Origin of the sequence: Dyella telluris, from assembly GCF_014297575.1 — a bacterium.
GTDB lineage: Bacteria > Pseudomonadota > Gammaproteobacteria > Xanthomonadales > Rhodanobacteraceae > Dyella > Dyella telluris.
The window spans coordinates 2,065,276-2,089,645 of record NZ_CP060412.1 but is presented as its reverse complement, the minus strand read 5'-3'; the positions used below and the strand labels follow the sequence as shown (position 1 = coordinate 2,089,645).

23 protein-coding genes and 1 tRNA gene are annotated in these 24,370 nt (G+C 65.3%); 6 read left to right on the top strand and 18 right to left on the bottom strand.

Translation table 11 applies throughout. The features are described from left to right. Nucleotides 1–67 precede the first annotated feature (67 nt). Both H8F01_RS09455 and purD read left to right on the top strand, forming a co-directional pair. Nucleotides 68–1,432: an AMP-binding protein gene (locus tag H8F01_RS09455; protein WP_187058773.1), complete on the top strand. Its 1,365-nt coding sequence runs from the start codon at nt 68–70 to the stop codon at nt 1,430–1,432. A gap of 1,443 nt (nt 1,433–2,875) precedes the next feature. Beyond that, complete coding sequence (gene purD, locus H8F01_RS09450) at nt 2,876–4,159, top strand: phosphoribosylamine--glycine ligase (protein WP_187058772.1); 1,284 nt, start codon at nt 2,876–2,878, stop codon at nt 4,157–4,159. A gap of 60 nt (nt 4,160–4,219) precedes the next feature. On the opposite strand, the gene H8F01_RS09445 is transcribed toward purD, so the two are convergent. From H8F01_RS09445 to H8F01_RS09430, 4 genes are all read right to left on the bottom strand, one after another. Next, the gene (locus H8F01_RS09445; RefSeq protein ID WP_187058771.1) at nt 4,220–4,627 is read right to left on the bottom strand and encodes an SRPBCC family protein; all 408 of its coding nucleotides are present in this window, start codon (nt 4,625–4,627) and stop codon (nt 4,220–4,222) included. A 40-nt stretch (nt 4,628–4,667) separates the two neighbouring features. After that, nucleotides 4,668–5,114 carry an SRPBCC family protein gene (locus H8F01_RS09440; protein WP_187058770.1) on the bottom strand — a complete coding sequence of 149 codons (447 nt, stop codon included), beginning with the start codon at nt 5,112–5,114 and terminating at the stop codon, nt 4,668–4,670. 86 nt (nt 5,115–5,200) lie between these two features. Next, nucleotides 5,201–5,845, bottom strand: coding sequence for a dihydrofolate reductase family protein (locus tag H8F01_RS09435; protein ID WP_187058769.1), 645 nt, complete (start codon nt 5,843–5,845; stop codon nt 5,201–5,203). 152 nt (nt 5,846–5,997) lie between these two features. Next, nucleotides 5,998–6,417: a hypothetical protein gene (locus H8F01_RS09430; protein WP_187058768.1), complete on the bottom strand. Its 420-nt coding sequence runs from the start codon at nt 6,415–6,417 to the stop codon at nt 5,998–6,000. A 177-nt stretch (nt 6,418–6,594) separates the two neighbouring features. Here H8F01_RS09430 and H8F01_RS09425 point away from each other — a divergent pair, with 177 nt between their 5' ends. Continuing rightward, nucleotides 6,595–8,469 carry an MFS transporter gene (locus H8F01_RS09425; protein WP_187058767.1) on the top strand — a complete coding sequence of 625 codons (1,875 nt, stop codon included), beginning with the start codon at nt 6,595–6,597 and terminating at the stop codon, nt 8,467–8,469. A 47-nt stretch (nt 8,470–8,516) separates the two neighbouring features. On the opposite strand, the gene H8F01_RS09420 is transcribed toward H8F01_RS09425, so the two are convergent. The 8 genes from H8F01_RS09420 to H8F01_RS09385 form a co-directional block, all read right to left on the bottom strand. After that, entirely contained in the window at nt 8,517–9,386 is an 870-nt protein-coding gene (locus H8F01_RS09420) for a beta-lactamase induction protein (RefSeq protein WP_187058766.1), read from the bottom strand. 59 nt (nt 9,387–9,445) lie between these two features. Continuing rightward, nucleotides 9,446–10,417 (bottom strand): NAD(+) diphosphatase, encoded by a 972-nt coding sequence (gene nudC, locus H8F01_RS09415; RefSeq protein WP_187058765.1) that lies wholly within the window; start codon nt 10,415–10,417, stop codon nt 9,446–9,448. A gap of 13 nt (nt 10,418–10,430) precedes the next feature. Continuing rightward, nucleotides 10,431–10,808 (bottom strand): iron-sulfur cluster insertion protein ErpA, encoded by a 378-nt coding sequence (erpA, locus tag H8F01_RS09410; protein ID WP_187058764.1) that lies wholly within the window; start codon nt 10,806–10,808, stop codon nt 10,431–10,433. A 46-nt stretch (nt 10,809–10,854) separates the two neighbouring features. Continuing rightward, nucleotides 10,855–11,277, bottom strand: a complete 423-nt coding sequence (locus H8F01_RS09405) for a bactofilin family protein (protein ID WP_187058763.1) — start codon at nt 11,275–11,277, stop codon at nt 10,855–10,857. Then, nucleotides 11,264–12,013 (bottom strand): DUF6776 family protein, encoded by a 750-nt coding sequence (locus H8F01_RS09400; RefSeq protein ID WP_187058762.1) that lies wholly within the window; start codon nt 12,011–12,013, stop codon nt 11,264–11,266. The genes H8F01_RS09405 and H8F01_RS09400 overlap by 14 nt, the downstream gene beginning before the upstream one ends. A gap of 99 nt (nt 12,014–12,112) precedes the next feature. Continuing rightward, nucleotides 12,113–12,583 (bottom strand): bacterioferritin, encoded by a 471-nt coding sequence (bfr, locus tag H8F01_RS09395; protein WP_187058761.1) that lies wholly within the window; start codon nt 12,581–12,583, stop codon nt 12,113–12,115. A gap of 139 nt (nt 12,584–12,722) precedes the next feature. Then, entirely contained in the window at nt 12,723–12,923 is a 201-nt protein-coding gene (locus tag H8F01_RS09390; protein ID WP_187058760.1) for a (2Fe-2S)-binding protein, read from the bottom strand. Nucleotides 12,924–13,069: 146 nt separating this feature from the next. Then, nucleotides 13,070–13,627 (bottom strand): RNA pyrophosphohydrolase, encoded by a 558-nt coding sequence (locus H8F01_RS09385; protein ID WP_187058759.1) that lies wholly within the window; start codon nt 13,625–13,627, stop codon nt 13,070–13,072. Nucleotides 13,628–13,810: 183 nt separating this feature from the next. Between H8F01_RS09385 and H8F01_RS09380 the strand changes: the two genes are divergently transcribed. Further along, nucleotides 13,811–13,887 (top strand) — tRNA-Met (locus H8F01_RS09380). 325 nt (nt 13,888–14,212) lie between these two features. On the opposite strand, the gene H8F01_RS09375 is transcribed toward H8F01_RS09380, so the two are convergent. Next, nucleotides 14,213–15,940, bottom strand: a complete 1,728-nt coding sequence (locus tag H8F01_RS09375; RefSeq protein ID WP_187058758.1) for a SulP family inorganic anion transporter — start codon at nt 15,938–15,940, stop codon at nt 14,213–14,215. A 288-nt stretch (nt 15,941–16,228) separates the two neighbouring features. Here H8F01_RS09375 and ppk2 point away from each other — a divergent pair, with 288 nt between their 5' ends. Both ppk2 and H8F01_RS09365 read left to right on the top strand, forming a co-directional pair. Then, the gene (gene ppk2 / locus H8F01_RS09370; protein ID WP_187058757.1) at nt 16,229–17,062 is read left to right on the top strand and encodes a polyphosphate kinase 2; all 834 of its coding nucleotides are present in this window, start codon (nt 16,229–16,231) and stop codon (nt 17,060–17,062) included. 60 nt (nt 17,063–17,122) lie between these two features. Then, nucleotides 17,123–17,377, top strand: coding sequence for an RNA recognition motif domain-containing protein (locus H8F01_RS09365; RefSeq protein WP_187058756.1), 255 nt, complete (start codon nt 17,123–17,125; stop codon nt 17,375–17,377). 105 nt (nt 17,378–17,482) lie between these two features. Here H8F01_RS09365 and H8F01_RS09360 read toward each other — a convergent pair whose 3' ends face one another. From H8F01_RS09360 to H8F01_RS09340, 5 genes are all read right to left on the bottom strand, one after another. Next, a complete protein-coding gene (locus H8F01_RS09360; protein WP_222615744.1) occupies nt 17,483–18,487 on the bottom strand; it encodes a Csu type fimbrial protein in 1,005 nt (334 codons plus the stop codon). Continuing rightward, nucleotides 18,478–20,730, bottom strand: coding sequence for a fimbria/pilus outer membrane usher protein (locus H8F01_RS09355; protein ID WP_222615743.1), 2,253 nt, complete (start codon nt 20,728–20,730; stop codon nt 18,478–18,480). The genes H8F01_RS09360 and H8F01_RS09355 overlap by 10 nt, the downstream gene beginning before the upstream one ends. Nucleotides 20,731–20,848: 118 nt before the next feature. Continuing rightward, nucleotides 20,849–21,649, bottom strand: coding sequence for a fimbrial biogenesis chaperone (locus H8F01_RS09350; protein ID WP_222615742.1), 801 nt, complete (start codon nt 21,647–21,649; stop codon nt 20,849–20,851). A 14-nt stretch (nt 21,650–21,663) separates the two neighbouring features. Further along, nucleotides 21,664–22,173 carry a Csu type fimbrial protein gene (locus H8F01_RS09345; RefSeq protein ID WP_222615741.1) on the bottom strand — a complete coding sequence of 170 codons (510 nt, stop codon included), beginning with the start codon at nt 22,171–22,173 and terminating at the stop codon, nt 21,664–21,666. A gap of 195 nt (nt 22,174–22,368) precedes the next feature. Beyond that, nucleotides 22,369–24,267: a M61 family metallopeptidase gene (locus tag H8F01_RS09340; RefSeq protein WP_187058753.1), complete on the bottom strand. Its 1,899-nt coding sequence runs from the start codon at nt 24,265–24,267 to the stop codon at nt 22,369–22,371. Between the last annotated feature and the right edge of the window lie 103 nt (nt 24,268–24,370).

The following is a 24,370-nucleotide window of genomic DNA, read 5'->3' as shown; positions in this document are numbered from 1 at the left end:
CCTTTATCTGCCCGTCTGGCCGGCACGGACCGGACCTGAAGGCTGATTGCCGTTGTTGGAGAACACCTTGGCCATCGTTTCTGAAAACCTGCAGCTCGAACGGTCCGTACTGGGCCTGCCGTTGCTGAAGGCGGGTGAGCCGGACCGCCCGGTGGTGTGGCGCCATGCGCAGCCGGTGAGCGCCGCGCGCTTCATGGCGCACGTGCAGGCGGTCGCCGAGCAGCTGCCCGTGGCACCTGCCGCGGTGAACCTGTGCGAGGACCGCTACGCGTTCCTGGTGGCCTTCTGTGCCATTGCCCTGCGTGGCCAGGCCAACCTGCTGCCCTCCTCACGTGCCCCCAAGGCCGTGGCCGAAGTGATGGCTGCCCACCCCGGCTGCTATGCGCTGGGTGAGCTGGCGCTGGACACGCCGCCTGCCCATTACCGCCACCTGCCGGGCCTGATGGATCCGCCGTCGGCCACCGGCATGCCGGACATCCCCCTGCTGCCCGCCGACCAGATCGTGGCCATTGGCTACACCTCCGGCTCCACCGGTGTGCCCAAGGCCAACCCCAAGAGCTGGGGCAGCTTCAACGCCAGCAATGCCGGCAACATGCGCATGCTGCGCGACTCGTTGGGCGGTCATTTCCACGTGGTTGCCACCGTGCCGCCGCAGCACATGTACGGCATGGAACTGTCCGTGCTGGTGCCGCTGCTCGACGACGTCGGCGTGCATGCGGGCCGCCCGCTGCTGCCGGCTGATGTAGCCGCTGCGCTGGCCGAGGTCCCCTCGCCGCGCGTGCTGGTGACCACGCCGGTGCACCTGCGTGCGCTCATCGAATCGGGCGTGACCCTGCCGGCCATCGACGCCATGGTGTCGGCCACTGCGCCGATGCCCGTGGAACTGGCCCAGGCCGCCGAGGCCTGCTTTGGCGCACCGCTGCTGGAAGTATTCGGCTCCACCGAAACCTGCGTATTCGCCAGCCGCCGCTCGGCCAACGACGAACCGTGGACGCTGTATGACGACGTACAGCTGCACCCGCAGCCGGACGGCACCCAGGTGCGCGCACCGCAGCTGGCGCAGCCGATGACGCTGGCGGACATTGTCACGCTGCACGATGGTGGACGCCGTTTCCGCCTGTGCGGTCGTCATTCCGACCTGCTCGATATCGCCGGCAAGCGCGCGTCGCTCGGCGACCTGACCCGGCGCCTGCAGGCGATTCCGGGCGTGCAGGATGGCGTGGTGTTCCAGCTGGAAAGTGGCGATGCGCTTGGCGTGCATCGCATCGCGGCGCTGGCCGTGGCGCCGGGGCTGGATGAGCACACCATTCTCGAAGCGTTCCGTCAGTCGGTGGATCCGGTGTTCTTGCCGCGGCCGCTGAAGTTGGTGGATAGCTTGCCGCGCAATGAGACGGGGAAGTTGCCGCGGGCGGCGTTGTTGGCGCTGCTGTGAACTTCTGACTCCTTCGCCCTGATGGGAGAGGGTTGGGGTGGGGGAAGGGTGCTAGCCTCACCGCTTCGTTCTTTAGCCGTCATCCCAGCGAAAGCTGGGATCCAGTGCCTCTGCTCTTGGTCTTTGGCCTCCGGTCTCGCGCGCTACCGCGATCTGGCCGCTTACGCCGCGGGGGCGTTTCGACCTTCTGCCGAAGGCCGAGTCACTTTTCTTTGCTGGCCCAAAGAAAAGTAACCCAAAGAAATGGCCTTAAAGGCTGGCAGCATGCCGGTGGGATAAGCCCGAACGGCTGAGGAACGGTGTTGCTTGGCAACCTCCGCCTCTACACAGCGGGTACTTCCAAGCGCTTCGCAACGCGCCCAAGCGCAGAGGACTTAACGCGGAGCGTGGTGCCGCTGCGCGGCACCGCCTTCCTTGCCCCTAGGGTGTTCACGTTGAACATCACCTGTCGCTCGTCCTCTCCCGTTCGGGAGAGGACTGGGGTGAGCACTGAGGCGAGAAAGAAACGGGCTTCACACGGTGCGAGACACCCCTGTAGGAGCGCACCTTGTGCGCGACCGCAGCGTCGCGTCGATTCCGCTCCGTCAGGTGGTCGCGCACAGGGTGCGCTCCTACAGACAAGCCCGTGCCGGATACGGCGTCACAACGGGAGACTCCATGTGCAGTGCAGTGGCACGAGTCGCGAACAGGGTTCGCTCCCACCGACAAGAAAAGCTGGCAGGCGAAACGTCACCGTGCATGCGACCCGATGTGCAGCGCAGCTGCACGAGCCTTCGGCTCCGGCTCTGGCTCTTGACCTACCCGACCCCTTGAGCGGCGGTGAGGGGCGGACGAGAAGGCCCGCAGGGGGATCGGCAGGGAGGCCGATCCCTTTTCGACAGGACAAGGAAGTCCTGTCGAAAAGCCCGGCCGACCCTCACGGACTGGCCGGCTTCACCGGCCAGCGCCGCGATGGGGTGCTCTTTCTTTTGGTTACTTTTCTTTACTCCGGGCATCCTGCCCTCCGCCCTTCGGGCCGGCTTCGCCGTTCGCACGTGCTCCTGCACGTGCGTGGGCAAGCAAAGAAAAGTGACCCGGCCTCCGGCAGGAGGTCGGAACGCCCGCTGCGTAAGCGACCAGATCGCGAAAACGCACGAGACCGAAGGTAAAGGAACAGAGTCACTGGACCCCTGCCTGCGCAGGAATGACGGCTCTTTTGAAGTACCGAGGCAAGGTTGCCCCCTCACCCCAACCCTCTCCCCAAGAGGGAGAGGGAGCAAAGAGCAGCGGGCCAGCGCCCCCTCAAAACTGCTCTAACTTCTCCGGGCATCAGATCCAGCGCCCCTCCCCAACCCACCCTCACCCTGAAGCCCCCTTCATGCTGCGCTGCGAAATCCCACCCCGGGGCCTTACAATGGTGCGCTGCGCCGAACCCGGCGCCATTCCCTGGCAGTTGGAGTCCCCATGAAAGTCCTGGTCATCGGCAGCGGTGGGCGCGAACACGCGCTGGCGTGGAAGCTCAAGCAGTCGCCGCGCGTGAGCGAAGTGATCGTTGCCCCGGGCAACGCCGGTACCGCGCACGAGAAGGGCCTGCGCAACGCCGATGTCGCGGTGACGGATATCGATGGCCTGCTGAAGCTGGCCAAGGACGAGAAGATCGCGTTGACCGTGGTGGGCCCGGAAGTGCCGCTGGTGGCTGGCGTGGTCGACAAGTTCCGCGCGGCTGGCCTGCGCTGCTTTGGCCCGCGCGCGGTCGCCGCGCAGCTGGAAGGCTCCAAGGCCTTCGCCAAGGACTTCCTGCTCCGCCACAACATTCCCACGGCGAAGTATGCGGTGTTCACCGAGCTCAACCCGGCGCTTGCCTATGTGCGTGAGCACGGCGCGCCCATCGTCATCAAGGCCGACGGTCTGGCGGCGGGCAAGGGCGTGGTGGTGGCGCTGACGCTGGCGGATGCGGAGCAGGCGCTGCACGACATGCTCGGTGCGCACCAGTTTGGCGATGCCTCCGCGCGCGTGGTGATCGAGGAATTCCTCGATGGCGAGGAAGCCAGCTATATCGTGATGAGCGATGGCCAGCACGCGCTGCCGATGGCCAGCAGCCAGGACCACAAGCGTCGCGACGAAGGTGATCTGGGCCCTAACACCGGCGGCATGGGGGCGTATTCGCCCGCGCCGGTGGTCACGCCGGAGGTGGAGAAGCGCATCCTCAAGGAAGTGATCGAGCCCACCCTGCGCGGCATGGCCATGGAGGGGGCGCCGTTCATCGGTTTCCTCTACGCCGGCCTGATGATCGACAAGAGCGGCGCGCCCAAGGTCATCGAATTCAACGTGCGCTTCGGTGACCCGGAAACGCAGCCGATCATGCTGCGCCTGAAGTCCGACCTGGTCGACCTGATCGAAGCCGCGCTGGATGGCGAACTGCATCACACCCATATTCACTGGGATCCCCGTCCGTCGCTGGGCGTGGTGATGGCTGCTGGCGGCTATCCGGGCAAGGTGCGCAGTGGCGATGTGATCACCGGCCTCGATGCCGATTTTGGCCCTGACGTGAAGGTGTTCCATGCCGGTACCCAGCTGGACGCACAGGGCCGTGCGGTGACCGCCGGCGGTCGCGTGCTCACCGTGTGCGCGCTGGGCAAGGACATCGCTGCGGCGCGTGAGAACGCCTACGGTGCGGTATCGAAGCTGCACTACGAAGGCGCGTTCTGCCGCCGCGACATCGCGCATCGCGCGCTGCATCGGGGTTGATGAGAGGGGCGGCGTCAGCCGCCCTTTTCTTTGGCGGGTGCGGTGATGCTGTGACGAAACTCAGCGTCGCTCCACGACGTTCTTCAGTCCGCGCAGCACATCGGGAAAATCACTGGTCACCATCGCGCCAACATCAGCGGCGTCTGCGCCCGTGACTTCCGTTGCGTAAGTCACCCGCACACCGCCAGGTGCCAAGGCATCGATGCGGTGTTGGACGACCACGCGGATATCGCCGATCACCGTCTCGTCGGTGAAACCGCGGTTCTCGTCTACCGCAATCAAAGTACTGACGAAGGCATCCGTGTCCGGTGGTTGCATGGTGAACGTGGTGCCCGCCACGAACGGTCCATGCAGTTCGATGTGCTCGATGCCTGCATTCCAGCGCTTCCAGCCCGGGACATCGGAAAGCACCGCCCACACATCAGCGGGCGTGGCGTCCATATCCATCGATGCTTCATGCTTCCACATCGTTGCTCCCTGATCGTGATGTGATGGGTGACGTCCTTGCTCAGCCCGGAATATCCGGTTCCACCAGTTGCGCCAGGTGCACCAGTGATTCCTGCCAGCCCAGGTAGCACTGTTCGGTGGGAATCATCGCGGGGATGCCCTCCTGCACGACGTGCAGTTCGGTGCCGCAGGAAACCTTCTTCAACGTGACGGTGGTCTGCATTTCCCCGGGAGGAAGGCCGTCGTCGAAGCTCCCGCTGTAGCGGATGCGCTCGCCGGGCACGAGTTCCTTGTACGTGCCGCCGAAGCCGTGCACGGTGCCCGTGCTGAAGTTGGTGAAGGTCATGTGGTAGCTGCCGCCCACCTGGCCGTCCAGATGCTGCACTTTGCCGGTGAAGCCGTGCGGTGGCAGCCAGCGTGCCATGGCATCGGCGTCGGTGAAGGCGCGATAGATCTTCTCGGGTGTGGTGCGGAGGACGCGGTGCAGTGTGACGGTTCCGGTGGTCATGCGGATGCTCCAGTAAGGGAATGCGCGGGCCTTGCTGGCCCCTCATGCAGTCGACGAAGATCGGGCCCCGATTTCGACAGGTTGCGTCATGCGCGCCGCAGGATGACGTGGGTCGCGCGTTCACCCGCGACGGTTTCGGCGCATTCGTAACCGAGCGCGGGAAAGTCCAGCCCGTCGTACAGGTTTTCGCCGCGTCCCAGCAGCACCGGCCCCACGGCCAGATGCAGTTCGTCGATCAGCCGCGCCTGCAGGTATTGCCGCACCGTGGCGACACCGCCGCCCAGGCGCACATCCCTTCCACCCGCTGCCGCACGTGCCTGCTCGAGTGCGGCGTGAATGCCGTCGGTGACGAAGTGGAACGTGGTGCCGCCCTGCATGGTGATGGATGGCCGCGCATGGTGAGTCAGCACGAACACCGGTACGTGGTACGGCGGTTCGTCACCCCACCAGCCTTTCCAGCTTTCATCGGGCCAGGGCCCCCGCACGGGGCCGAACATGTTGCGTCCGAGGATCCATGCGCCGATGCCTTCAAAGCCGCGTTCGGCCATGGTGTTGTCCACACCGGTTTCCCCGTCGCCGGTGCCGTACATGCGTTGCCACACGCGGGTGGCGAAGAACCACCCCATCAGGCCGACACCGCCGACACCGAGCGGATTGTCCAGATCCTGGTCGGGTCCGGCGCCATACCCGTCCAGCGACAGGGAAAAGCTCTGCACGCGAAGTTTGCTCATATCGGCTGCCTTGAGTGGGTCTTATCCCTGCGACGAACCGGCCGCGCCGATGTCGACACGGCCAGCCAAGCAAGATCGTTGTCGGAGCATGCCAGAGCGGGTGTTATGCCGGGGCATGGCGTCATCCCGTACGGCCCGACTACGCGGGCCCCTCATTCCGGTGTGGCAAGCAGCTCCCGGGCCGATTGCAGCAGGCTGTGTTGTGGTCCATCCATGAACGCCAGGAAGGCCAGGCCGATGGGGCGCCATTCCCTGCCATCGAGCAGGCGCACGAACGGGAACAGGTCGTCCCACGCGCCATGGTCGCCTTCCGGCGGCTCGATCCAGCGTGCCGGTTCCTGTTCGCGCACTACCTCGCCCGCGTAGCTGCCGAAGGCATAGAGCGCGCGGGTGACGGCATCGGTGCTGGCGCCGCCGTCGCGCGACAGGGCCAACACGTCATCCACGTGGGCTAGCGATTCGAGTGAATGATCAAGGCTCAGCCCGTGCACGTCGCGCAAGGTGCGGATGGCATCGTCGGCGTAGCCGCGGACGGTCTGTACCACGGGTGCGATATCGACAACAAAATGCATGAGTCACTCCCTGTGAACACGCTGCAATGTGGTGAACCTGCCGTCTGCAAGGAGCTTCACTGCTCCTTCGATAACCGGCCGGCCGTGTCATTGGATACGCCGTGCGGCCTACCCTTCAAGTCCGCCAAAGGCACTATTTCGCGTTAGGCTTGGCGCCAGCCTACGCCAGGGATCCGCATGAGCCAGTTCAGCCTGCTTGGAAGCCGACGCTTCGCGCCCTTCTTCTGGACACAGGCGCTGGGTGCGTTCAACGACAACGCCTTCCGCAACGCCATGGTCATGCTGGTGGCGTTCCAGATGGGGCTCGATGACAAGACGGTGTCGCTGTACACCAACCTGGCGCCTGCCTTGTTCATCCTTCCCTACTTCCTGTTCTCGGCCACCGCGGGCCAGCTTGCCGAGAAGTGTGAGAAATCGCGCATCATTCGCTACGTGAAGCTGTTCGAAATCGCCGCCATGGTGATAGCGGCCATCGGCTTCTACACGCACCACACCACGCTGCTGCTGGTGGTGCTGTTCCTGATGGGCCTGCACTCCACCACGTTCGGCCCGATCAAGTACGCCATCCTGCCGCAGGCGCTGAAGCCCTCCGAACTGGTGGGCGGCAACGGCATGGTGGAGATGGGCACGCAGCTGGCCATGCTGGTCGGCATGATTGCCGGCAACTCGCTGATGCTGATCCACGGCTATGGCCCCATCGCGGCTTCCGCCACCACCATCGCCATCGCGGTGCTCGGTTATCTCGCCAGCCGGCGCATTCCGCCGGCGCCAGCCACGGCGCCCGACCTTGTCTTCAACTGGAACCCGGCGACCGAAACGGCGCGCGTGCTGGGCATCACCAAGCAGGATCGCCGCGTGTTCAACGCGGTGCTCGGCATTTCCTGGTTCTGGTTCTTCGGTACCGTGCTGGTGGCGCAGCTGCCGAACTACACGCGGCTCAACCTGGGCGGCGACGGTTCGGTCAACACGCTGGTGCTTACGCTGTTCTCGTTGGGCACCGGCGTGGGCGCGCTGCTGTGCGAACGCATGTCGGGGCATCGCGTGGAAGTGGGCCTGGTGCCACTGGGTGCGTTTGGCCTCACCGCATTCGGCGTGGATCTGTATTTTGCGCACCCGCATCTGGCCGCTGTGCATGGCATCGACTGGATGGCGTTCCTGCATGGCGCGGGCAGCTGGCGCGTGGTGATGGATCTCACGCTGATCGGGGTGTTCAGCGGCTTCTACGTGGTGCCGTTGTTTGCCTACGTGCAGGCGCGCACGCCGCGCGATCGCCTCTCGCGCGTCATTGCCGGCAACAACATCATCAATGCGTTGTTCATCTGCCTGGCCTCGGGTTTCGGCCTGGGACTGGGGGCGCTGGGCCTCACCGCCGTGCAGATCTTCCTCGCTGCCGCGCTACTCAATGTGGTGGTGGCGGTGTACATCTTCACCATCGTTCCCGAATTCTTGATGCGCTTCATCACCTGGATACTGGTGAACACGCTCTATCGCGTGCGCGTCGATGGCCTGGAAAACATCCCGGAGGAAGGGCCTGCCTTGCTCGTGTGCAACCACGTGAGCTTCATGGACCCGTTGCTGCTGATGGCGAACCTGCGTCGGCCCGCGCGCTTCGTCATGTACTACAAGATTTTCAACATCCCGGTACTGAAGTTCGTGTTCCGCACGGCCAAGGCCATTCCCATCGCGGGTCAGAAAGAAGACCCGGCGATATTGCAGCGCGCCTATGACGAAGTGGACGCCGCGCTCGCCGATGGCGATCTGGTGTGCATCTTCCCCGAAGGTGGCCTGAGCAAGGATGGCCAGATCGCGCCGTTCCGCCCCGGCGTGGCGCGCATTCTCGATCGTCGTCCGGTGCCGGTCGTGCCGCTGGCCCTGCGGGGCCTGTGGGGCAGCGTGTGGAGCCGGCGCGATTCCATGCTGCATCGTGCGCGCCTGCCGCGCCGTTTCCGCGCACGGGTGGAGTTGGTGGCCGGCGCACCGTATGCACCGGCCGACGCGCGGATGGAGACGCTCGAAGCGCGGGTGCGCGAGTTGCGCGGCGACTTCGCCTGAGCACGTGGTTCGTGGCGGATGCGCGTCGCGCATCCGCGCGGTAGCCCTCAGGCCGCCCAGCCGCCCAGCACGATCAATGCCACCACGCTGAGCCACGCGAGCAGGGCGCGCAGCAGCGCGCCACGCAGACGGATCAGTTCGGCCAGCGTGTCGATGCGTTCTTCTGCGTAACCGTCGCCGGCTTCGATATCCACCTGAACGTCCGCGCGCGCGGCAGCGCCGAGAAAGCCGGGGCCTTCCACATACCAGCTGTTGGGCGATTGCTGCTGGTGCCATTGTTTCCATGCACCGATCACGGCATCCCAGTGGCCGACCAGCGCCAGCGTGAACACCATCAGCTGGGCAGGCAGCCAGTCAGCCAGGTTGGCGAAGGAGCGTGCCGTGCGGCGCGCGGCCGCATCGAGTCGCAGGGTCTGGTCGCGACCCAGCGTCTGGGCAAGGCGATAGAGCAAGGCAGCGGCCGGCCCCAGCAGGAAGAACCACAGAACCACGCCGAAGCGGCGATGCAGGGCGGCGTAAGCGGTGGCCTCGCCCAGCGCCACGGCGTTCCAGGCCACCGGGTCGCCATCGTCGGAGAGTGCCTGCGCGGCAGCCTCGCGCGTCGGCTGGTCAGGCGCCTTGATGATGGCTTCCAGATCCGCCTCGTAAGCGTGCGGACCAAAGCAGTACAGCAGCACCACGGTCGAGAAGACCAGGCGGAACAGCTCGCTGCCGGGCAGCAGGTGGATCAGCCAGAGCGCAATCAGGCACAGCGCCGTCGGCACGCTCAGCGTCACGGCCACGCGGGCGGGACCTGCGGTGTCGCCCAGCTGCGCCACCCAGCGGCGGAAGCCGCCGTCGCCGCGCCAGTGCGCGAGTTGTGGCATGAGATGCACCAGGCCCAGTGCGATGAGTGCGGATAGCAAGCTGACAGCCATGGATGCGGATCTCCGGTCGACGGCCGCATTGTAGGGCAAGGTCGTGACGGGTCAGCAGCTCAGCGCTTGTGCTGCGCCACCAGTGCGTCCAGCTCCAGTCCTGCCCGTTCGCGCAACCAGTGTTCGAGCAGGCGGTACGACACCGACAGCGGCAGCGAGGGCAGGAAGCTGCCGTCGGCCATGCCGTCGACGATGTCCTGCGGCGTGAACCAGCGTGCTTCTTCCAGCTCGTGGTCGCGCAGGCGGATGGTGCGGTCGACGGCCGTGGCGGTGAAGCCGACCATCAGCGATTGCGGCAGCGGCCACGGCTGCGAGGAGTGGTAATGCACGTCGCCCACGATCACGCCGGATTCTTCCGCCACCTCGCGGCGCACGGCATCTTCCAGCGATTCGCCCGGTTCGACGAAACCGGCCAGTGTGGAATAGCGGCCCTTGGGCCAGCCGGCCTGGCGCCCGAGCAGGCAGGCGCCCTCGTGTTCCACGATCACGATGACGGCGGCGTCCGTGCGTGGAAACTGCATGCGGCCGCATGCGGTGTTGGTGCATTGCGCGCGATGCCCGGATGCCACCAGCACCAGCGGCGAACCGCAGTACGGGCAATGGCGCGTTTCGCGCTGCCAGTGGGCCAGGCCTTTGCCGTAGGCAAACAGGCCCGCTTCGTCCACGGGCAGCAGCAGGCCAATGTCACGCAGGCCGGCACGGCGTGCGCCCAGCGCGTGTTCCAGCTCACCGGCGCGCTTGTCGTCGTCCAGCGCCAGCAGGAAGTTCGGGCGTTCGTCGGTCAGGCCGAGGAAGCTCGCCTTCACGTCGCCCAGCAGTCGTTCGCGCTCGGCAGCGTCCAGCCAGCGCAAGGTCTGGCCGTCCGTGGGAAGGTAGGTCTGGCCAAGCGGGTCGATCAGCAGGTAGCGCGCCGAATCCGACGCTGCCAGTTCGCTGATCCACAGGGATTCATCGCGGCGCTCGGCGACGCGATCGAGGATCAGGCTGAGTCCCGCGAAGGTGTTGCGTCGCGGCAAGGTGGGGCTATCCATGCCGTGACGAATCTCAGGCGGAGAAGGAGGAGCCGCAGCCGCAGGTGGTCTTGGCGTTGGGGTTGCGGATGACGAACTGCGAGCCGCTCAGGCTTTCCGAGTAATCGATCTCGGCGCCGGTGAGGTACTGCAGGGACAGCGGGTCCACCAGCAGGGTCACGCCCTCGCGCGCCAGCGCGAAGTCGTCCTCGGCCTGGGCTTCGTCGAAGGTGAAGCCGTACTGGAAGCCGGAACAGCCGCCGCCTGTGATGTACACGCGCAGCTTGAGCTCCGGATTGCCCTCTTCCTGGATCAGCTCATGCACCTTGCGGGCCGCAGCCTCGGTAAACACCAGCGGGGCGCCGGCGCTGCGGTAGTCGGGAACGATGGGGAGGGGAACGACGGTATCCATGGGACTCAAGTGGGGATGCGGCAACTCGTACGCAAGGATACCGCGATCAGGCCGGTACGGCTTCTGCCCCGGCCAGCGTAGGTGCAGGCAGCTCCCTGGGCACTTCCAGCGAGTGGTGGCTCATGCGCCCGTTCACCTGGGCTCCGGCGGCCATCTCCAGCGTGCGGTAGTGAACGTCGCCCACCACGCGGGCTTCCGCAGCCAGTTCCAGGCGGTCGGTGGCGTGAATATCGCCGCGCACCTGGCCGTTGATGATGGCGTGCGGCACGCGGATTTCGCCCTGCACGTGCCCGCTCTCGCTCAGCGTGAAAACGGCGCCTTCCTCCTCGGCCAGCACCGAGCCGACGATCTGGCCGTCGAGATGCAGCGCGCCGCTGAAGCGCACGTCGCCCTGGATAAGGGTGCCGCGGGCGATCAGGCTGGTATCCGGGTGGGCGGGCGCGCGCTCGTTGCGCTTACGGTTGAGCATCTTGTTCCCCTTGGGTCGGTGTGAGGTGGCCAGACAGCGCCTCGCCCCAGGCGACCGCGCGGGTCACCGGATCGTCCCCGGCGGGCTGGACCTTGATGATGAGTCGGGTGGGCCGGAAGTCGGCCGGCAGCACGATGGTGCTCTGCAGCTGCTGGAAATACTTGAAGCGGAAGGGGATGCCGTCGCGTTGCGCGGCATCGCCCAGCGCGGGCCAGTCCAGCTGGACCACCTTGTCACCGCGCAGGCCTTCCACGCTCACCGTGGCGTTGCCGGTCACGTCGTCGCCGCGCTTGGCGTTCTGGGTCACGCTGAGCGTGAGGTTCCAGGCGTGCGAATGCTCCACCGGCTGCAGGCGCACTTCCTGCACCTTCAGCCCTTCGCGCTGGGCATCGCCGCCGGTCAGGCGGGCATAGAAACCGAGGTCGGCGCGCAGGCCGCTGATTTCCTCTTCGCGCTCGGACAGCGTCTTGCGCAGCGAGCGGGTGGCGATATCCGCCACCTGGCCCGCGCGCTGCAGGTTGGCCACCTGCTGCTGGAGGTCGTTGTTCTGCCGGGTAAGCGCCTTGATCTGGCGTTCTTCATTGGCAACCGGGGTGCCGTGGTGGGCAATGCTGCCCACCACCAACCCGACGATGAGCAGGCTGGCTACCCAGGCGGCTGCCAGCCACAGGCGCCGCCGCCCGACCGTTGCGTCGTGCGGACGTACCACGAAGCGCGGTGGCGGACGTGAAGCCATGCGGGGCGTTCCCGGGGAAAACCAAGGTATAGCCCCGGTGTGCAGAGAGCGTCAAGGAACGGTGGCACGCTTTGCGACCGTTCCCATCGGCACGCGGGATCAGCTGTCGATCTTGGACTGCAGGTAGCGCTCGGCGCTCAGGTCCTTGATCAGGCTGAACTGGGTTTCCAGCCAGTCGATGTGCTCTTCCTCGTCGTGCAGGATGCTCTTGAACAGGTCGCGGCTGACGAAGTCGGCTACGCCTTCGCTGTGGGCGATGGCTTCGCGAAGATCCTTCACGGCCGCGATCTCCAGGTCCAGGTCACCCTGCAGGCATTCCACCGGATTCTCGCCGATGCGCAGCTTGCCCAGGTGCTGCAGGTTGGGCAGGCCGTCGAGGAACAGGATGCGCTCGACCAGATTGTCGGCGTGCTTCATCTCCTCGATGGATTCCTTGCGCTCGTGCTCGGCCAGTTCGTCATAGCCCCAGTCCTTGTACATGCGGTAATGCAGCCAGTACTGGTTGATGGCCGTGAGCTCGTTGTAGAGCACCTTGTTGAGGAACTCGATGACCTTGGCGTCGCCCTTCATGGGAAGTCTCCTATCAATGCAGCGCCCGACTATACGGCGTCCTCTGTGCAGGTGTCGGAACGAGAATGACTAGGACTTGCGCATACGAAAACGCGCAGCCTGGGCTGCGCGTCACGGGGTTCTGCATGGGGGTGCCGGCTCAGGCGATGGCGACCACCGGCAAGCTCGAGAGCACCTGCTCCACGGCCTTGTCCAGCGTGGCACGGGCCTCGGACTCGCAGCAGCCGCAGCAATCGGAACAGCCGGTGCGCGCCTGCAGTTCGGCGAACTGATGGACGCCCTCGGCGGCGGCTCGGCGGATGTCGCCGTCGGTCACGGCGTTGCACATGCAGATATACATGGGTGCATATGGGAACGCAAATGCGAATGATTGTCAACTGAGCTCAGGGGTGGGGTCCCGGGGGTGCGTTCAGGCAGCGGCCGGGTACGTGAAGATGGGGCGCGCCGGCGCCGTGGGACGCACGCCGGACCGGCCGCTTGCCGGGATCAGGCCGCGGCCTTGCCCTTGCGTCGCCCGTCACCGGCCTGCGGGCCCTCGCGGTGCGGCAGCTCGCCCAGTTCCAGGCTCAGCAGCGATTCCACCAGCGGCGCGAAGTGGCGCAGGGCGCGCTCGTAGACCTGCCGCTTGAAGTTGACCACATGGGCCGCCGGGTACCAGAAATCCACCCAGCGCCAGTGATCGAACTCCGGTTTCTCGCAGGCGTCCAGGCGCAGGTCGTCCTCAGCCCCCACCAGGCGCAGCAGGAACCACACCTGCTTCTGGCCAATGCATGTGGGGTGCTGGTGGTGGCGGACATAGCGGCTGGGCAGGCGGTAGCGCAGCCAGCCACGGGTGGCGCCGATCACCTCGACATGGTGCGGAGCCAGCCCGGTTTCTTCTTCCAGCTCGCGGTACATGGCTTCCAGCGGCGTCTCGTCGCTGCGCATGCCGCCCTGGGGGAACTGCCAGCCATCACGATTGACGCGCCGCGCCCAGAACAGGCGGCCGTCTGCATTGAGCAGAACGATGCCTACATTGGGGCGATAGCCATCGACGTCGATCATGTTGCCTCCTGAAGCCGGGCGGGTACGACGGACGACTCACCTCCGCCATGGCTCTGGAGCCCATTCAAGCACGCTCAGGAAGGCGGGACAACCGGACCTCTTGAACCGAACGCCCGGGCCCACTACACTGCCGGGCCCTGCCAGACCGACGCCACGTCGGCATCCGCGGCGGGCGGCACCCAAGGCTATGTAGCTCAGCCGGTTAGAGCACAGCACTCATAATGCTGGGGTCGGTGGTTCGAGTCCACCCATAGCCACCATTGCGTGTATCCAGAAGGCTCTGCAGAAATGCGGGGCTTTTTTGTTTTCGGGGTACACGAAGGCGGCTCCCCGACGTCAACAGGCCGGATCCGGCGACCAGGCCGCGTCCGGATGTCAGCTGCATTCATCAAGGCGCCTGCGCGATCCGCGGCCCGTCCGCTCTTCCGGGCCCGCAGGGCCGCGAGTCGCGACGGATCAGTTCAGCCGACCCGGCCGAGGCCAGCGTCGTCACTGGTCGAGTTGTGACGCGTTTGCCGGCAACCGTGCATCGCCACGTGCAGCAGGTGATCCCCGCTGCGTTCGCCCTATAGATTTCGGCGTGGGTCAGGACTTGTGCAGGTAGTCATCCACGGCGCTACCCACCGTGGGGTGGAAACTTGCGTCGCCGATGACGTCGGTCAACTCGAAGCGCCGGAGCTTGTCGCGCACCGGATCCTTCATTTCAGCGAAATGAAGCGCGATGTTCCGATCGAGCAGGGTGCAGCTCAGCTCGCGCAACATGTCGGCGGACGTGACATCAACACTGGTCACCGGTTCGGCCGCCACGATCACCCTGCGCACGGGTGTCGGTGATGAATCGACAGCCTCCAGCAGGCGTTGCTGGAACAGTTCGGCGTTTGCGAAGAACAGCGGCGCGTCCCAGCGGAACAGCACCAGGCCCGGAATCCGCGCAGCCTGCGGATAGCGCTTTGTATCGTGGTAGCCGCGCAGGCCTTCCACGCGGCCGAGTACGGCGAAATGCGGCCGCCATCCATCCCACAGGAACTCGATGACCGCAATGACCACGGCAATGCAGATGCCCGGGATGGTGCCGAACACCGCAACGCCGACGAAGCAGGCAATGGAAAGCCAGAACTCCCATTGCTGGATCCGGAAGATGCGCTTGAGGTCGGCGAACTCGAACAGGCTGAGCGCCGCCGCAATCACGACGGCTGCCAGTGCGCTGTTGGGCAGGTTGCGCATGAGGTTCGGCGCCACCATCAGCAACAGCGCCACCACGACGGCGCCCACCACGCCCGTCAGCTGTGTTTTCGCGCCCGCCGCCTCGGCCACTGGGGTGCGCGATGAGCTGCTGCTGATGGGAAAGCCCTGGAAAAAGCCGGCCGCCAGGTTGGCGACGCCCAATCCGACCATCTCCTGGTTGGGGTCGACGCGCGTATGCAGGCGCGCGGCAAACGTGCGCGACAACACGCTGGTGTCCGCGAGCGAGATCAAGCCCACGGCGAAGCCGCCAAGAAGGATCTTCACCAGGTCGGCCCCGTCTGCCCAGGGGATCTCGAACCGTGGCAAGCCCTGCGGAATCTGGCCAAGCACCTTGACCCCGTAGCCCTGCAGCTTGAAGGCGACGACACACAGCATGGCGACGACGACCGCGATGAGGATGCCCGGCAGCCGCTTGAAGGGTTTGAGAAGCAGGATCAGCACGAGCGTCCCTGCACCCACGGCAAAGGTGTACCAGTTGGCCTTGCCCGCAACGATGGCCTTGCCGAGGCTCACCATCTCGCGCAGCGGCCCCTGATCTTCGATGGAAATAGCGAAGAACTTGGGTAGCTGGCTTACCAGCACTGTCAGCGCAATGCCATTCATGTAGCCGTATCGAATCGGTTTGGACAGCAGCTCGGTGATGAAGCCCAGCCGGAACAATCCCAGCAGGACGCAGAGCAGGCCGGATACGACCGCCATCATGCCGGCGACGGCAATGGCGCGTGAGGGGTCGCCGGCGGAGACGGACACCACGACGGCGAGAATGGGCGCTGCCAGTGCGGAGTCCGGGCCAAGCACCAGGATGCGGCTGGGGCCGAAGATGGCATAGGCCAGCAGCGGAACGATGGTGGCGTACAAGCCATACACACCAGGAACACCCGAGGCCTCGGCATAGGCAATGCCCACGGGCACCAGCATGGTCGTCACGACCAGGCCGGCGACGATGTCTTTGGGTAACCAACTGGCCTGATAGCTCCGCAGCGTCTCTACGCCCGGCAGCCAACGCAACCACGCCCGCGTGTTGTTCGTCGCAGGCTCCATGGGAAGCAGGGGTTCGTCGGAAAGCATGATGCGATCACATCCTGTCCAACCGAGGCAGGCCGATCATAGTTCTGCAGCGCGCCTACATCCAGTACGCCAGGGGCCCTGCTTCGCGGCTGGCAAGCGCCTGATTTGACGAAGGCTTGATGAACCTGCTGTCACGCTGGATGCGGATGGATGGGGATGAACTAACCGGCTGTCGTGGCCGGCGTGGCGATGCCGTGGACAGGGCGTCGCCATTGTGCGTGTTCTTTCGCCGGGTGGTTGACCGGAGTCGTTGCAAGTGAGCTCTCTAACCGTGGGAGGCGCGATGCCATGGCAAAGGAAAAGACAAAGGAAAAAAAGCAGCCGGAGCCGGCCGCTCCCGCCGAAGACACCCGGCTGAAGGGCAAGGAGTACGACAAGGCATTGGAGAAGCTGCACGTCGAGCTGGTGAAGCTGCAGATGTGGGTGCAGAAGACCGGGGCGAAAGTGTGCATCGTCTTTGAGGGCCGTGACGGCGCGGGCAAGGGCGGGGCCATCAAGGCCATCACCGAGCGTGTCAGTCCACGCGTGTTCCGCGTGATAGCGCTCCCCGCGCCCACTGACCGCGAAAAGAGTCAGATGTACATCCAGCGCTACCTGCCCTATCTGCCGGCAGCTGGTGAAATCGTGATCTTCGATCGCAGCTGGTACAACCGCGCCGGCGTTGAGCGCGTGATGGAGTTCTGCACCGAAGACCAGGTGGAAACCTTCCTGCGCGTGGCGCCGCTGGTGGAGCGAAGCATCGTGAGCTCGGGCATCATCCTGCTGAAGTACTGGCTGGAGGTCAGCGAGGAGGAGCAGACCCGCCGGCTCAAGGGGCGCATCAACGACGGACGAAAGCTGTGGAAGCTGTCGCCGATGGATCTCAAGTCATACAGCCGCTGGTACGACTACTCGCGTGCCCGCGACGACATGTTCAAGGCGACCGACACGCAGTTCGCGCCATGGCTGGTGGTGGATTCCAACGACAAGCGGCGCGCGCGCCTCAACATCATCGCCGACCTGCTCGGCCGCATTCCCTATGAAGAGGTGGATCGGCCCAAGATCGAGCTGCCCAAGCGCCAGAAGGCAGGCGGCTACCGCGAACCGGATTACCCCTTCCGTTTCATTCCGCAGAAATACTGACGACTGAAGCGCCTGCCATCGAAAGCGATGCTGCCCGGTGGCACGGCAGGAGAAAGGATCATGTTGCGTCTATTGCTGGGCAACATCGCACCGGGAACCTCGGATGAGGAACTCGGAGAATTTCTGGCCAAATACGGCTTTCCGGCCTGGAAGGACATCGAGCATGTCCCGGGAGACGGGTCGCGACCTGCCGTGATGCTCAGCTTTGGTGACATCAGTTCCAGTTCGCTGGAGAAGCTCAATGAGCGGATCCATCACATGTTCTGGAAAGGGCGCGAGCTCAACGCCATGATCATCGGGCAGTACATGCCCTGAGCCCGTCACCGCGCCGGCGCCCGGTGAACGACCGGTTCTGCACGCGTGGCCGCTTCATCGGAACGCATGACCTGATCCACCTGCCTGCAGAGACGTCGGCGTCTCTCAGTAGTACAGCGTCACCACGACCGTGTCGCTGTACTGACCCGCCGGTGTATCCGGCTGCGCCGAGACCTTTCCGTAGACGGTGAGGTTGACCGCGCTGCCGGTGTTGTCCGTCGTGCCGGTGTTCATGGATCCATCGGTATTGCCCCATTCCTGCGTGCGTGTGGCATCCCGGTAGAGTTCGTAGGTGATGGTGCTGCCACTGCCGGACATGCGCCGCAGGCCGGCGTTGTAGTTCAGGCCGTTGTCCAGGCCCACTTTCCATGCGGTATTGGCAGGACACTGCACGCGAACCGTGGATACCGCGTTGATCGCCTGCGTGGGCAGCACCTGGCCGAAGTCGAGATCCGTGGCGCTGACGCTGCAGGCGTTCTCGAACGAAGCCTCGACAACGGAGGTGTTGAACGAGGTGGCACCCGTGCCGCTGGCGCCCACGTCGCTCATGCAATCGGGCGACGGTGTGGGGCTGGGCGAGTCGTAGCGGAAGCTGAAATGGACGGTGCCTGGAATGCTCGTCTCCTGATAATTCGGTGGTGACGCCGCGACGGGCTGGTTCGGATAGACCAGTCCGTAGATGAAGGCATTCAGCGTCATGGGCGAGCCGGGTGGCACGGCGCCGTGCAACTGGTACACGGGTGAGGAGCCGATATCGCCGATGCGCTGCGTGTGCGCGGGGTCGGCAAACAGGTCGTAGTCGAGGTACCAGCCGTTGTAGTTGGTCATGCGGCGCGTCGTCTGTCCGCCGCTCTGCGAGCCTGGCCCCATATACAGGCAGAGGTGGTAGTACAGCGTGCGGCTGGTGGCGTAGTCGGGCTGGCAGACCACCTGCACGGACGAACTGGATGAACCGCCGTGGGTGCCTACCGCACCGAAATTCATGCCGAACGCGCCGCTCACGTAGCAGCCCTGCGCATGGCCCTGCCGGGGCACCAGCGCCAGCAGGAGCAGCGCCAGCAGGCCCAGCCAGACCAGCCGGCGCGGTGCGGTTGAGGCGGTCAGCGGCACGGCAGTTCTCCCAGATCGAGCCATCCGCTGCCGGGTAGCGGATCGGGCAGCACGATGGAGCATTGCCCCGATGCCAGCGGAACCATCAGTCGTGCGCCGGCGGGTGGATCCTGCAGGTAGACCTTGCCCTCGTAACCCACGACCACCTCCACGGCGGGCGCACCGTTCGATTCAAGGCGCGCTTCGGTACCGGGCGCCACCCACTGCCCGTCGGGCGCGCGCAGCGCCAGCATCACCGGTGTTGTCCTGCGCATGGGGAATCGCGCCAGCACACCGCTGTCCGTCGGCGGCACCACCGAGAGCTGCACGCGCCCCACTTCGATCTCCGCAGGCAACACCAGCGGATCGATTTTCACGTCGTTGTTCTGCCACGCGTTCAGCTCGGTCACCAGCAACTGTCCCTTGTCATTGGTATTGCCGACGAAGCGGTTCTCGAGCATCACCGGTACGCCGGCAATGCCGTCGGTGGTGACCAGCGCGAAGGAATCGTCCACCCGGCGCATCGGGAAGACGCTGCCCAACATAAGCAGCACGCCGCCGTTGACGTCGACATAGGCGGTCGTGTCGGAGCGCCCGTCACCGCGCCATGCCTGCACGCCGGCGCGCCACTCGCCAAAGCGGGTGAGCTGGCCCACCTCGGCCTGGTCGGTGGCCTGGTCCCCCGCCGCCCCCTGCACGCGCCAGCCCCAGCCATCCGAATCGCCCGGGATCGACTGCGTCGCGCCGGCCGTGAGGGTGTTGCCGGCCGTCTGGTGCTGCGCACCGCTCCACACCTGTCGCCGGTCACCCAGCGGAAGCGACCAGTACACATAGGCCGTGGAACCCGTGCCGCCGCCCAGGTCGTGGCTGAAGCTGAGGCTGAAGTTGCCGTAGCGGCTGGTGGTCTGCGACCAGCTCAGGCTGGCGTAGCGTGCGCGTATGCCGCCGGCCTGGTCCTGGCGCAGATAACTGGTGCCCAGCTGGCCGCGGCCCAGGTTGAGGCCGAAGAACGCCTGGTCGACCCGTCGCGGCAGGCCGGTACCCGCAAGGCTGGCCACATCGGCAAAGGCCGCATCGTTGCGCAACGTGGACAGGCGCACATTGAGCAGCACACCTTCCCACTCATAGCCCAGCCCGTGCTGGTATCCGTTGTCACCCGCGTGCTGGCTCATGGCGTAAGACGCACTCAGCACGCCGCCGGCCGGTCCCATGCGCAGCATGAAGCTGCCGCCACCCATGGAGAGGTCGCGCGTGACTTCCGCATGTGCTTCGAGGGTCAGGAAATTGCTGAGGCCATAGCGGTACGTGCCCGTGCCCATGGCGTCGGCGGCATACGAGAAGGATTTGAGGCCGTAGTCCAGCCGCACCTTGCCCGCCTCGAACGACCAGTCGCTCAATCCTGCCTGCAGCATCGACGGGTTGTTGTAGAGCGAGAAGTTGACGACACGGCTCTGCCCGGTGATGTCGGTGACCACCACCTGCGCCTGGCCGGCACCGTTGAGCACGGGTGCGCTGTCGATCTGGAAGCGTCCCGGCAGCACGTTTTGTTCGGACTGCCGGATGCCGTTGATGAACATGTCCACGGTGGAAGGCAAGGTGGCCTCACCGGCGAACGAGGCCAGCGGAACGGTGACGCGGTACGGCTGCAGGTTGAAGTCGCGCGATACGCGTATGCCGCCGAATCGCGTGGCGCGCGTCCAATCCAGCGCGCCATTGGTGGAGTCGCCCACCACCACGCTCACCATGGACGAGGGGAAATCGAGTTCCCAGGAGGTATCCAGGCGAATGAACTGGCGATCGTCGCCGGCGATGTTGCTGTGCGTGGCATTGACCACGCTGCTGGTGCGCCACACGCCGGGACCCAGCCCGAACAGGCGCAGCTCGTTCCAGCCGCTGATCGCCCGGTAGCCGTCGCCACCCTGCGCGTAGAGGTCGTAATTGAACAGAAGGCCCGGAGCGCGGGCGGCCGGATCGAGCCGCGGCGGTGGCGGCGGGATATAGCCGATGAGGGCGGAGGGCCCTCCCAGCAGTTCAATGGGCGCGGTCAGGGACAGGCGTTGGTTCGCCGCGTCGTAATGGATTTCCAGCCCCGGTAGCGAAACCAGTGCAACCAGGCCGTGCGCCTGATGGTCGCCCGGCCAGGACAGGCCCAATGCGTGCAGGGTGGCGGCATCTGTATAGAGCGCGTCATGTGCGCGGTAAAAGTGCCCCAGCTTGTGCGTGTCGACGCGATTGAGCGTGACGCCCAGGTACAGCTCTTCCATGCCCGGTTCCTTCGGGCTGGCGTTCGTCACGTCGGTCGCAAGCGTCAGCTGCTGGGGCGCTGCCGCATCGGGCGGCACGGGGCGGGCGTGGCACTCCAGGCTGCATGCCGCAATTGCACTAGCGGCCAGCGAGGTCCAATGGGACCGGGTGGGTTTCCCTGTCGTCATTGAAGCGCGCCTTGAGGGTTTCGCCTGCGGGTAGCGGATACGCCACATCCACCGGCCAGCTCATCTGCTGCCCGGGCAGGACATAGCCCACCAGTCCGTCTTCCAGGATGCGGTCCTTGCCGCTGGCCGAGGTCAGGCCCAGATGGCTGACGCGGATATGCACGGTGCCGTCGTTGCGCATGAGCAGGTTGGACTTGCCCGCCGCGGCGGCGACCAGTTGCGCATGCACCACGCTCAGATTCGTTTCGGTCTGGGCGTCTTCGCTGGAGGGCTGAGTGGCACTGCCGGCTGGCGCGATGAACACTGGGATGGAATAGCGAAGCAGCACGTTCAGTCCGCTGTGCTCGGCCTTCGTTTTCTGCGGCAGCTCGTCCACCAGCAGGCGGTAGCTCAGCTCCTGTGCGGGCGCCGTGGGCTTCTTGCGCACCACGCGCACCACCTGACGTTCACCGGGGGCCACGCGGATGATCGCGGGGCTTGCTACCACGTCGTCCACTTCATCCAGCTTGTCCTGGCCCTGCACCTGCGTCCAGCGCCGGACGCGCACCTGGGCTTCCAGCGGTTCCTTGCCGTTGTTCACCAGGTAAATCGCCTGGGCCTGTTCGGTGGGTTTGAAATCCACCATCACCGGCGACACCTGCAGCGCTGCCGCCTGCGTGACCGTGCTGCCCAGGGCAAGGCCCAGTCCGACCATGGCGGTCAGCAGCGAGGTCCGGAAAGCGCGTCCGGGAATCCGATTCATCATGCGCATGTGCTCGCTCCCGCTCAGTAGGTGAGTGTGGCGGTGACGGTGTCCGTATACGTGCCGGGTGGTTCATTGCCCGCGATGGTGGCGCGCGCGTAAACGGTCAGTGCGATGTTGTAGGCGGAGCCCAGCCCAAGTCCGGTACCGGAGTACCAGTTGCTGGCATCGTTGCCCCAGAGCTGCGTCTTGGCAGCGTCGTGTGCAAGCGTGTAGGCGATCTTGACGGTGCCGTTGGTCATCGCGCGTGCGTTGACGTTGCCGTTGGTCGTTCCACCATCCAGCCCCAGCGTGAATGGCGTGTCCTTGGTGCATTGCACGTCGATGGTGCCGGTCTGGTCGTGCGTGCCGACACTTGGAACATGCGTGCCGAAATCGATATCGGTCGGCGTCAGCACGTTGCAGGTTCCCAGGATGCCTATGCGTACCTGGAAGGTGTTCGTGGTGGTGGTCTGCTGGGCCAGGGCATCGCCACCGGACAGGGCGCCCGCAGTCATTCCCAGACAAAGCAGTGCGACAGCGCAGGCTTTCATGGTGTGCATCCCCTGATCACGCGAATCGCCACAGGACAACCCGGTGGTTGGCTGGCTCCACAACGCTTGGATTTCAGCAGAGGATGCCGTGCACACCTCGTGAACGGCGCGCCACGCACAGCGCCATCCACCGGGCGCGCTCTTTAGCCACGGTGGTGAGGCGTTTCATGTCATGGAGGCGTTTCGGCGGCTGCGCTACGGACCGCCGCCGTCGCGCCGGGGTGCGAGGATCTTCTGCAGCGAGTCGGTTTTGCCGGTGGCGTGCACCAGGTGCGGATACTTCAGTCCACCGCTGTAGTCGATGGCATGAAGTTCATTCACGCCGTCGTTCTGCACGCGCACCTGCAAAGGTTTCTTGTCCATCTTCGCCTGCGTGATGCCGTCCCGAAACACGGCGGGACTGAACGCATGCTCGTTGATCGAAACAAGCTTCATGCCCGGAGCAAGGCCGGCCTTGAACGAAGGCCCGTTCCACAGCACGTCCATCACTTCGCCATCGTCCTTGAGGAACAGGCCCAGGGAAGCCATGGCGTTGATGCCCTTCACTTCCAGCTCGCCCTGCCCCACCGTTTCGAGCGCATGCTGATACGAGGAGGGCTGGTCGGTGTACACCAACTTCCAGCCGCTGGCATCGATGCCTGAAAGCAGCGGCACCTGATCGTCCACGCCATCGGTCCAGCGCTTCAGGAAGGGTGCCCAGTCGTCGTGCTGCACCTTGTCGAGCGTGGCGACGACATCGTCGAAGGTATAGGTGTGCGTGACGAAGCTGCCGTCATCCGCGCCGAAGAAAAGTCGCGCGAAGTCGTCGATCGAACGCTGGCCATGGCTCTTCTCGCGAATCCGCATGTCCACCGCCAGCCACAGCAGTTCGCCTTCGCGGTAGAAGTCATTCTGTCGCCGCCAGTTGCCCCAGGCCGTGGGTGCGGAGTAATCCACGGCAATCGCCGTATCGACCAGCGGCCGCCAGCTGCGGCCCGGCCGGTTCGCCATGTCGGCGGCACGATAGGCCACCACATCGCGCCAGGTGTCGGCCGACCACAGGCCACTGCGCGCCGTCAGCACATCGCCCAGGTAAACCGTGAGGCCTTCGTAGATCCACAGCATGCCGGGCCGTTCCGGCTGTTCGAAATCGGGTTGCCACAGGCCGTCCGGGCGCATGAATTTCCCGCTCCACGAATGGGTGTACTCGTGCGGCAGCAGCGAGGCATCCAACAGGAAGTGATCGGCATCGGCAAACATCTTCGAACCACCGCGCGCACGGTCGTCGCTTGACTGGTGATGTTCGAGGCCGCCCACCGGCACGTAGTCGCTCAGCGTCAGCAACAAGTGGTAGCTGTCGTAGTGATGGGAGTGGAACAGTGCCTGCGCCTGTTCAATCAGCTGGCGGAAGCCAGCGATCTGGGCATCCGACGCTTCCAGCGACCCGGCGCTGTCGCCCACTACGTCCAGATAGCGGCGTACCGGCGAGCCCGCCGGAGTCAGGTCCACCTGGCGGAAGTGCTTGCCGGCGATCACGGGCGAATCGGCCAGCGTGTTGAACGACACAGGTTTGAAGCTGATGCGCCCGCCATCGTGCGTCGCCGTTTCCAGGGCGGTCGCATAGCTCCAGTCGGCCGGAATGACCAGGGTGGGCTGATAGATCAGCGCCTTGGTCGGGTAACCGGACGGATACAACGCGAGCTGGTCCCAGCTGATGCCCATCAGGTTCGGCGTGACGCGCTCCGTGGCAGGAAACTGGAAATCGACGTCCAGCTGCTGCGCGCCGGCTGGCACCACGAGGTGAAAGGTGAACCGGTCCAGCTCATCGCGCTGCCATGCCACGCGTTGGCCACCTGCCGTGAACTTAAGGCCCATGAGCAGTTCGATGGGGCCGTCGGGCGAGTGGTCGCCGGGAATCCATTTCGGGTAGTAGAGCGTCAGCGGACCGGGCCCGACCGGCAGGCTTTCGTGGATGTACAGGAGCTTCTGGCCGGGATTGGGCAGGCGCACGGTCAGTGCGATGGTGCCGGGTGGTACATCGTCGCTCGCCTGGACCATGCAGGGCACGGACGTCGCCAGTAGTGCTGCCCCCAACCAACGTGCCAGTCTTTTCATCCCTTCCTCCGCAGAACGTGACGGGGCGCCGGCGATCCGTGCCGCCACCGGCGAACGCCGATGCGATGCACGTTCCGGGCCGGCACTGTGTCCGCATCGTACA

Coding starts and splice junctions, on each gene's coding strand:
- purD (WP_187058772.1), top strand. CDS start 2,876: ATGAAAGTCCTGGTCATCGGCAGCGGTGGGCGCGAACACGCGCTGGCG.
- H8F01_RS09445 (WP_187058771.1), bottom strand. CDS start 4,627: ATGTGGAAGCATGAAGCATCGATGGATATGGACGCCACGCCCGCTGAT.
- H8F01_RS09440 (WP_187058770.1), bottom strand. CDS start 5,114: ATGACCACCGGAACCGTCACACTGCACCGCGTCCTCCGCACCACACCC.
- H8F01_RS09435 (WP_187058769.1), bottom strand. CDS start 5,845: ATGAGCAAACTTCGCGTGCAGAGCTTTTCCCTGTCGCTGGACGGGTAT.
- H8F01_RS09430 (WP_187058768.1), bottom strand. CDS start 6,417: ATGCATTTTGTTGTCGATATCGCACCCGTGGTACAGACCGTCCGCGGC.
- H8F01_RS09425 (WP_187058767.1), top strand. CDS start 6,595: ATGAGCCAGTTCAGCCTGCTTGGAAGCCGACGCTTCGCGCCCTTCTTC.
- H8F01_RS09420 (WP_187058766.1), bottom strand. CDS start 9,386: ATGGCTGTCAGCTTGCTATCCGCACTCATCGCACTGGGCCTGGTGCAT.
- nudC (WP_187058765.1), bottom strand. CDS start 10,417: ATGGATAGCCCCACCTTGCCGCGACGCAACACCTTCGCGGGACTCAGC.
- erpA (WP_187058764.1), bottom strand. CDS start 10,808: ATGGATACCGTCGTTCCCCTCCCCATCGTTCCCGACTACCGCAGCGCC.
- H8F01_RS09405 (WP_187058763.1), bottom strand. CDS start 11,277: ATGCTCAACCGTAAGCGCAACGAGCGCGCGCCCGCCCACCCGGATACC.
- H8F01_RS09400 (WP_187058762.1), bottom strand. CDS start 12,013: ATGGCTTCACGTCCGCCACCGCGCTTCGTGGTACGTCCGCACGACGCA.
- bfr (WP_187058761.1), bottom strand. CDS start 12,583: ATGAAGGGCGACGCCAAGGTCATCGAGTTCCTCAACAAGGTGCTCTAC.
- H8F01_RS09390 (WP_187058760.1), bottom strand. CDS start 12,923: ATGTATATCTGCATGTGCAACGCCGTGACCGACGGCGACATCCGCCGA.
- H8F01_RS09385 (WP_187058759.1), bottom strand. CDS start 13,627: ATGATCGACGTCGATGGCTATCGCCCCAATGTAGGCATCGTTCTGCTC.
- H8F01_RS09375 (WP_187058758.1), bottom strand. CDS start 15,940: ATGCTTTCCGACGAACCCCTGCTTCCCATGGAGCCTGCGACGAACAAC.
- ppk2 (WP_187058757.1), top strand. CDS start 16,229: ATGGCAAAGGAAAAGACAAAGGAAAAAAAGCAGCCGGAGCCGGCCGCT.
- H8F01_RS09365 (WP_187058756.1), top strand. CDS start 17,123: ATGTTGCGTCTATTGCTGGGCAACATCGCACCGGGAACCTCGGATGAG.
- H8F01_RS09355 (WP_222615743.1), bottom strand. CDS start 20,730: ATGGAAGAGCTGTACCTGGGCGTCACGCTCAATCGCGTCGACACGCAC.
- H8F01_RS09350 (WP_222615742.1), bottom strand. CDS start 21,649: ATGCGCATGATGAATCGGATTCCCGGACGCGCTTTCCGGACCTCGCTG.
- H8F01_RS09345 (WP_222615741.1), bottom strand. CDS start 22,173: ATGAAAGCCTGCGCTGTCGCACTGCTTTGTCTGGGAATGACTGCGGGC.
- H8F01_RS09340 (WP_187058753.1), bottom strand. CDS start 24,267: ATGAAAAGACTGGCACGTTGGTTGGGGGCAGCACTACTGGCGACGTCC.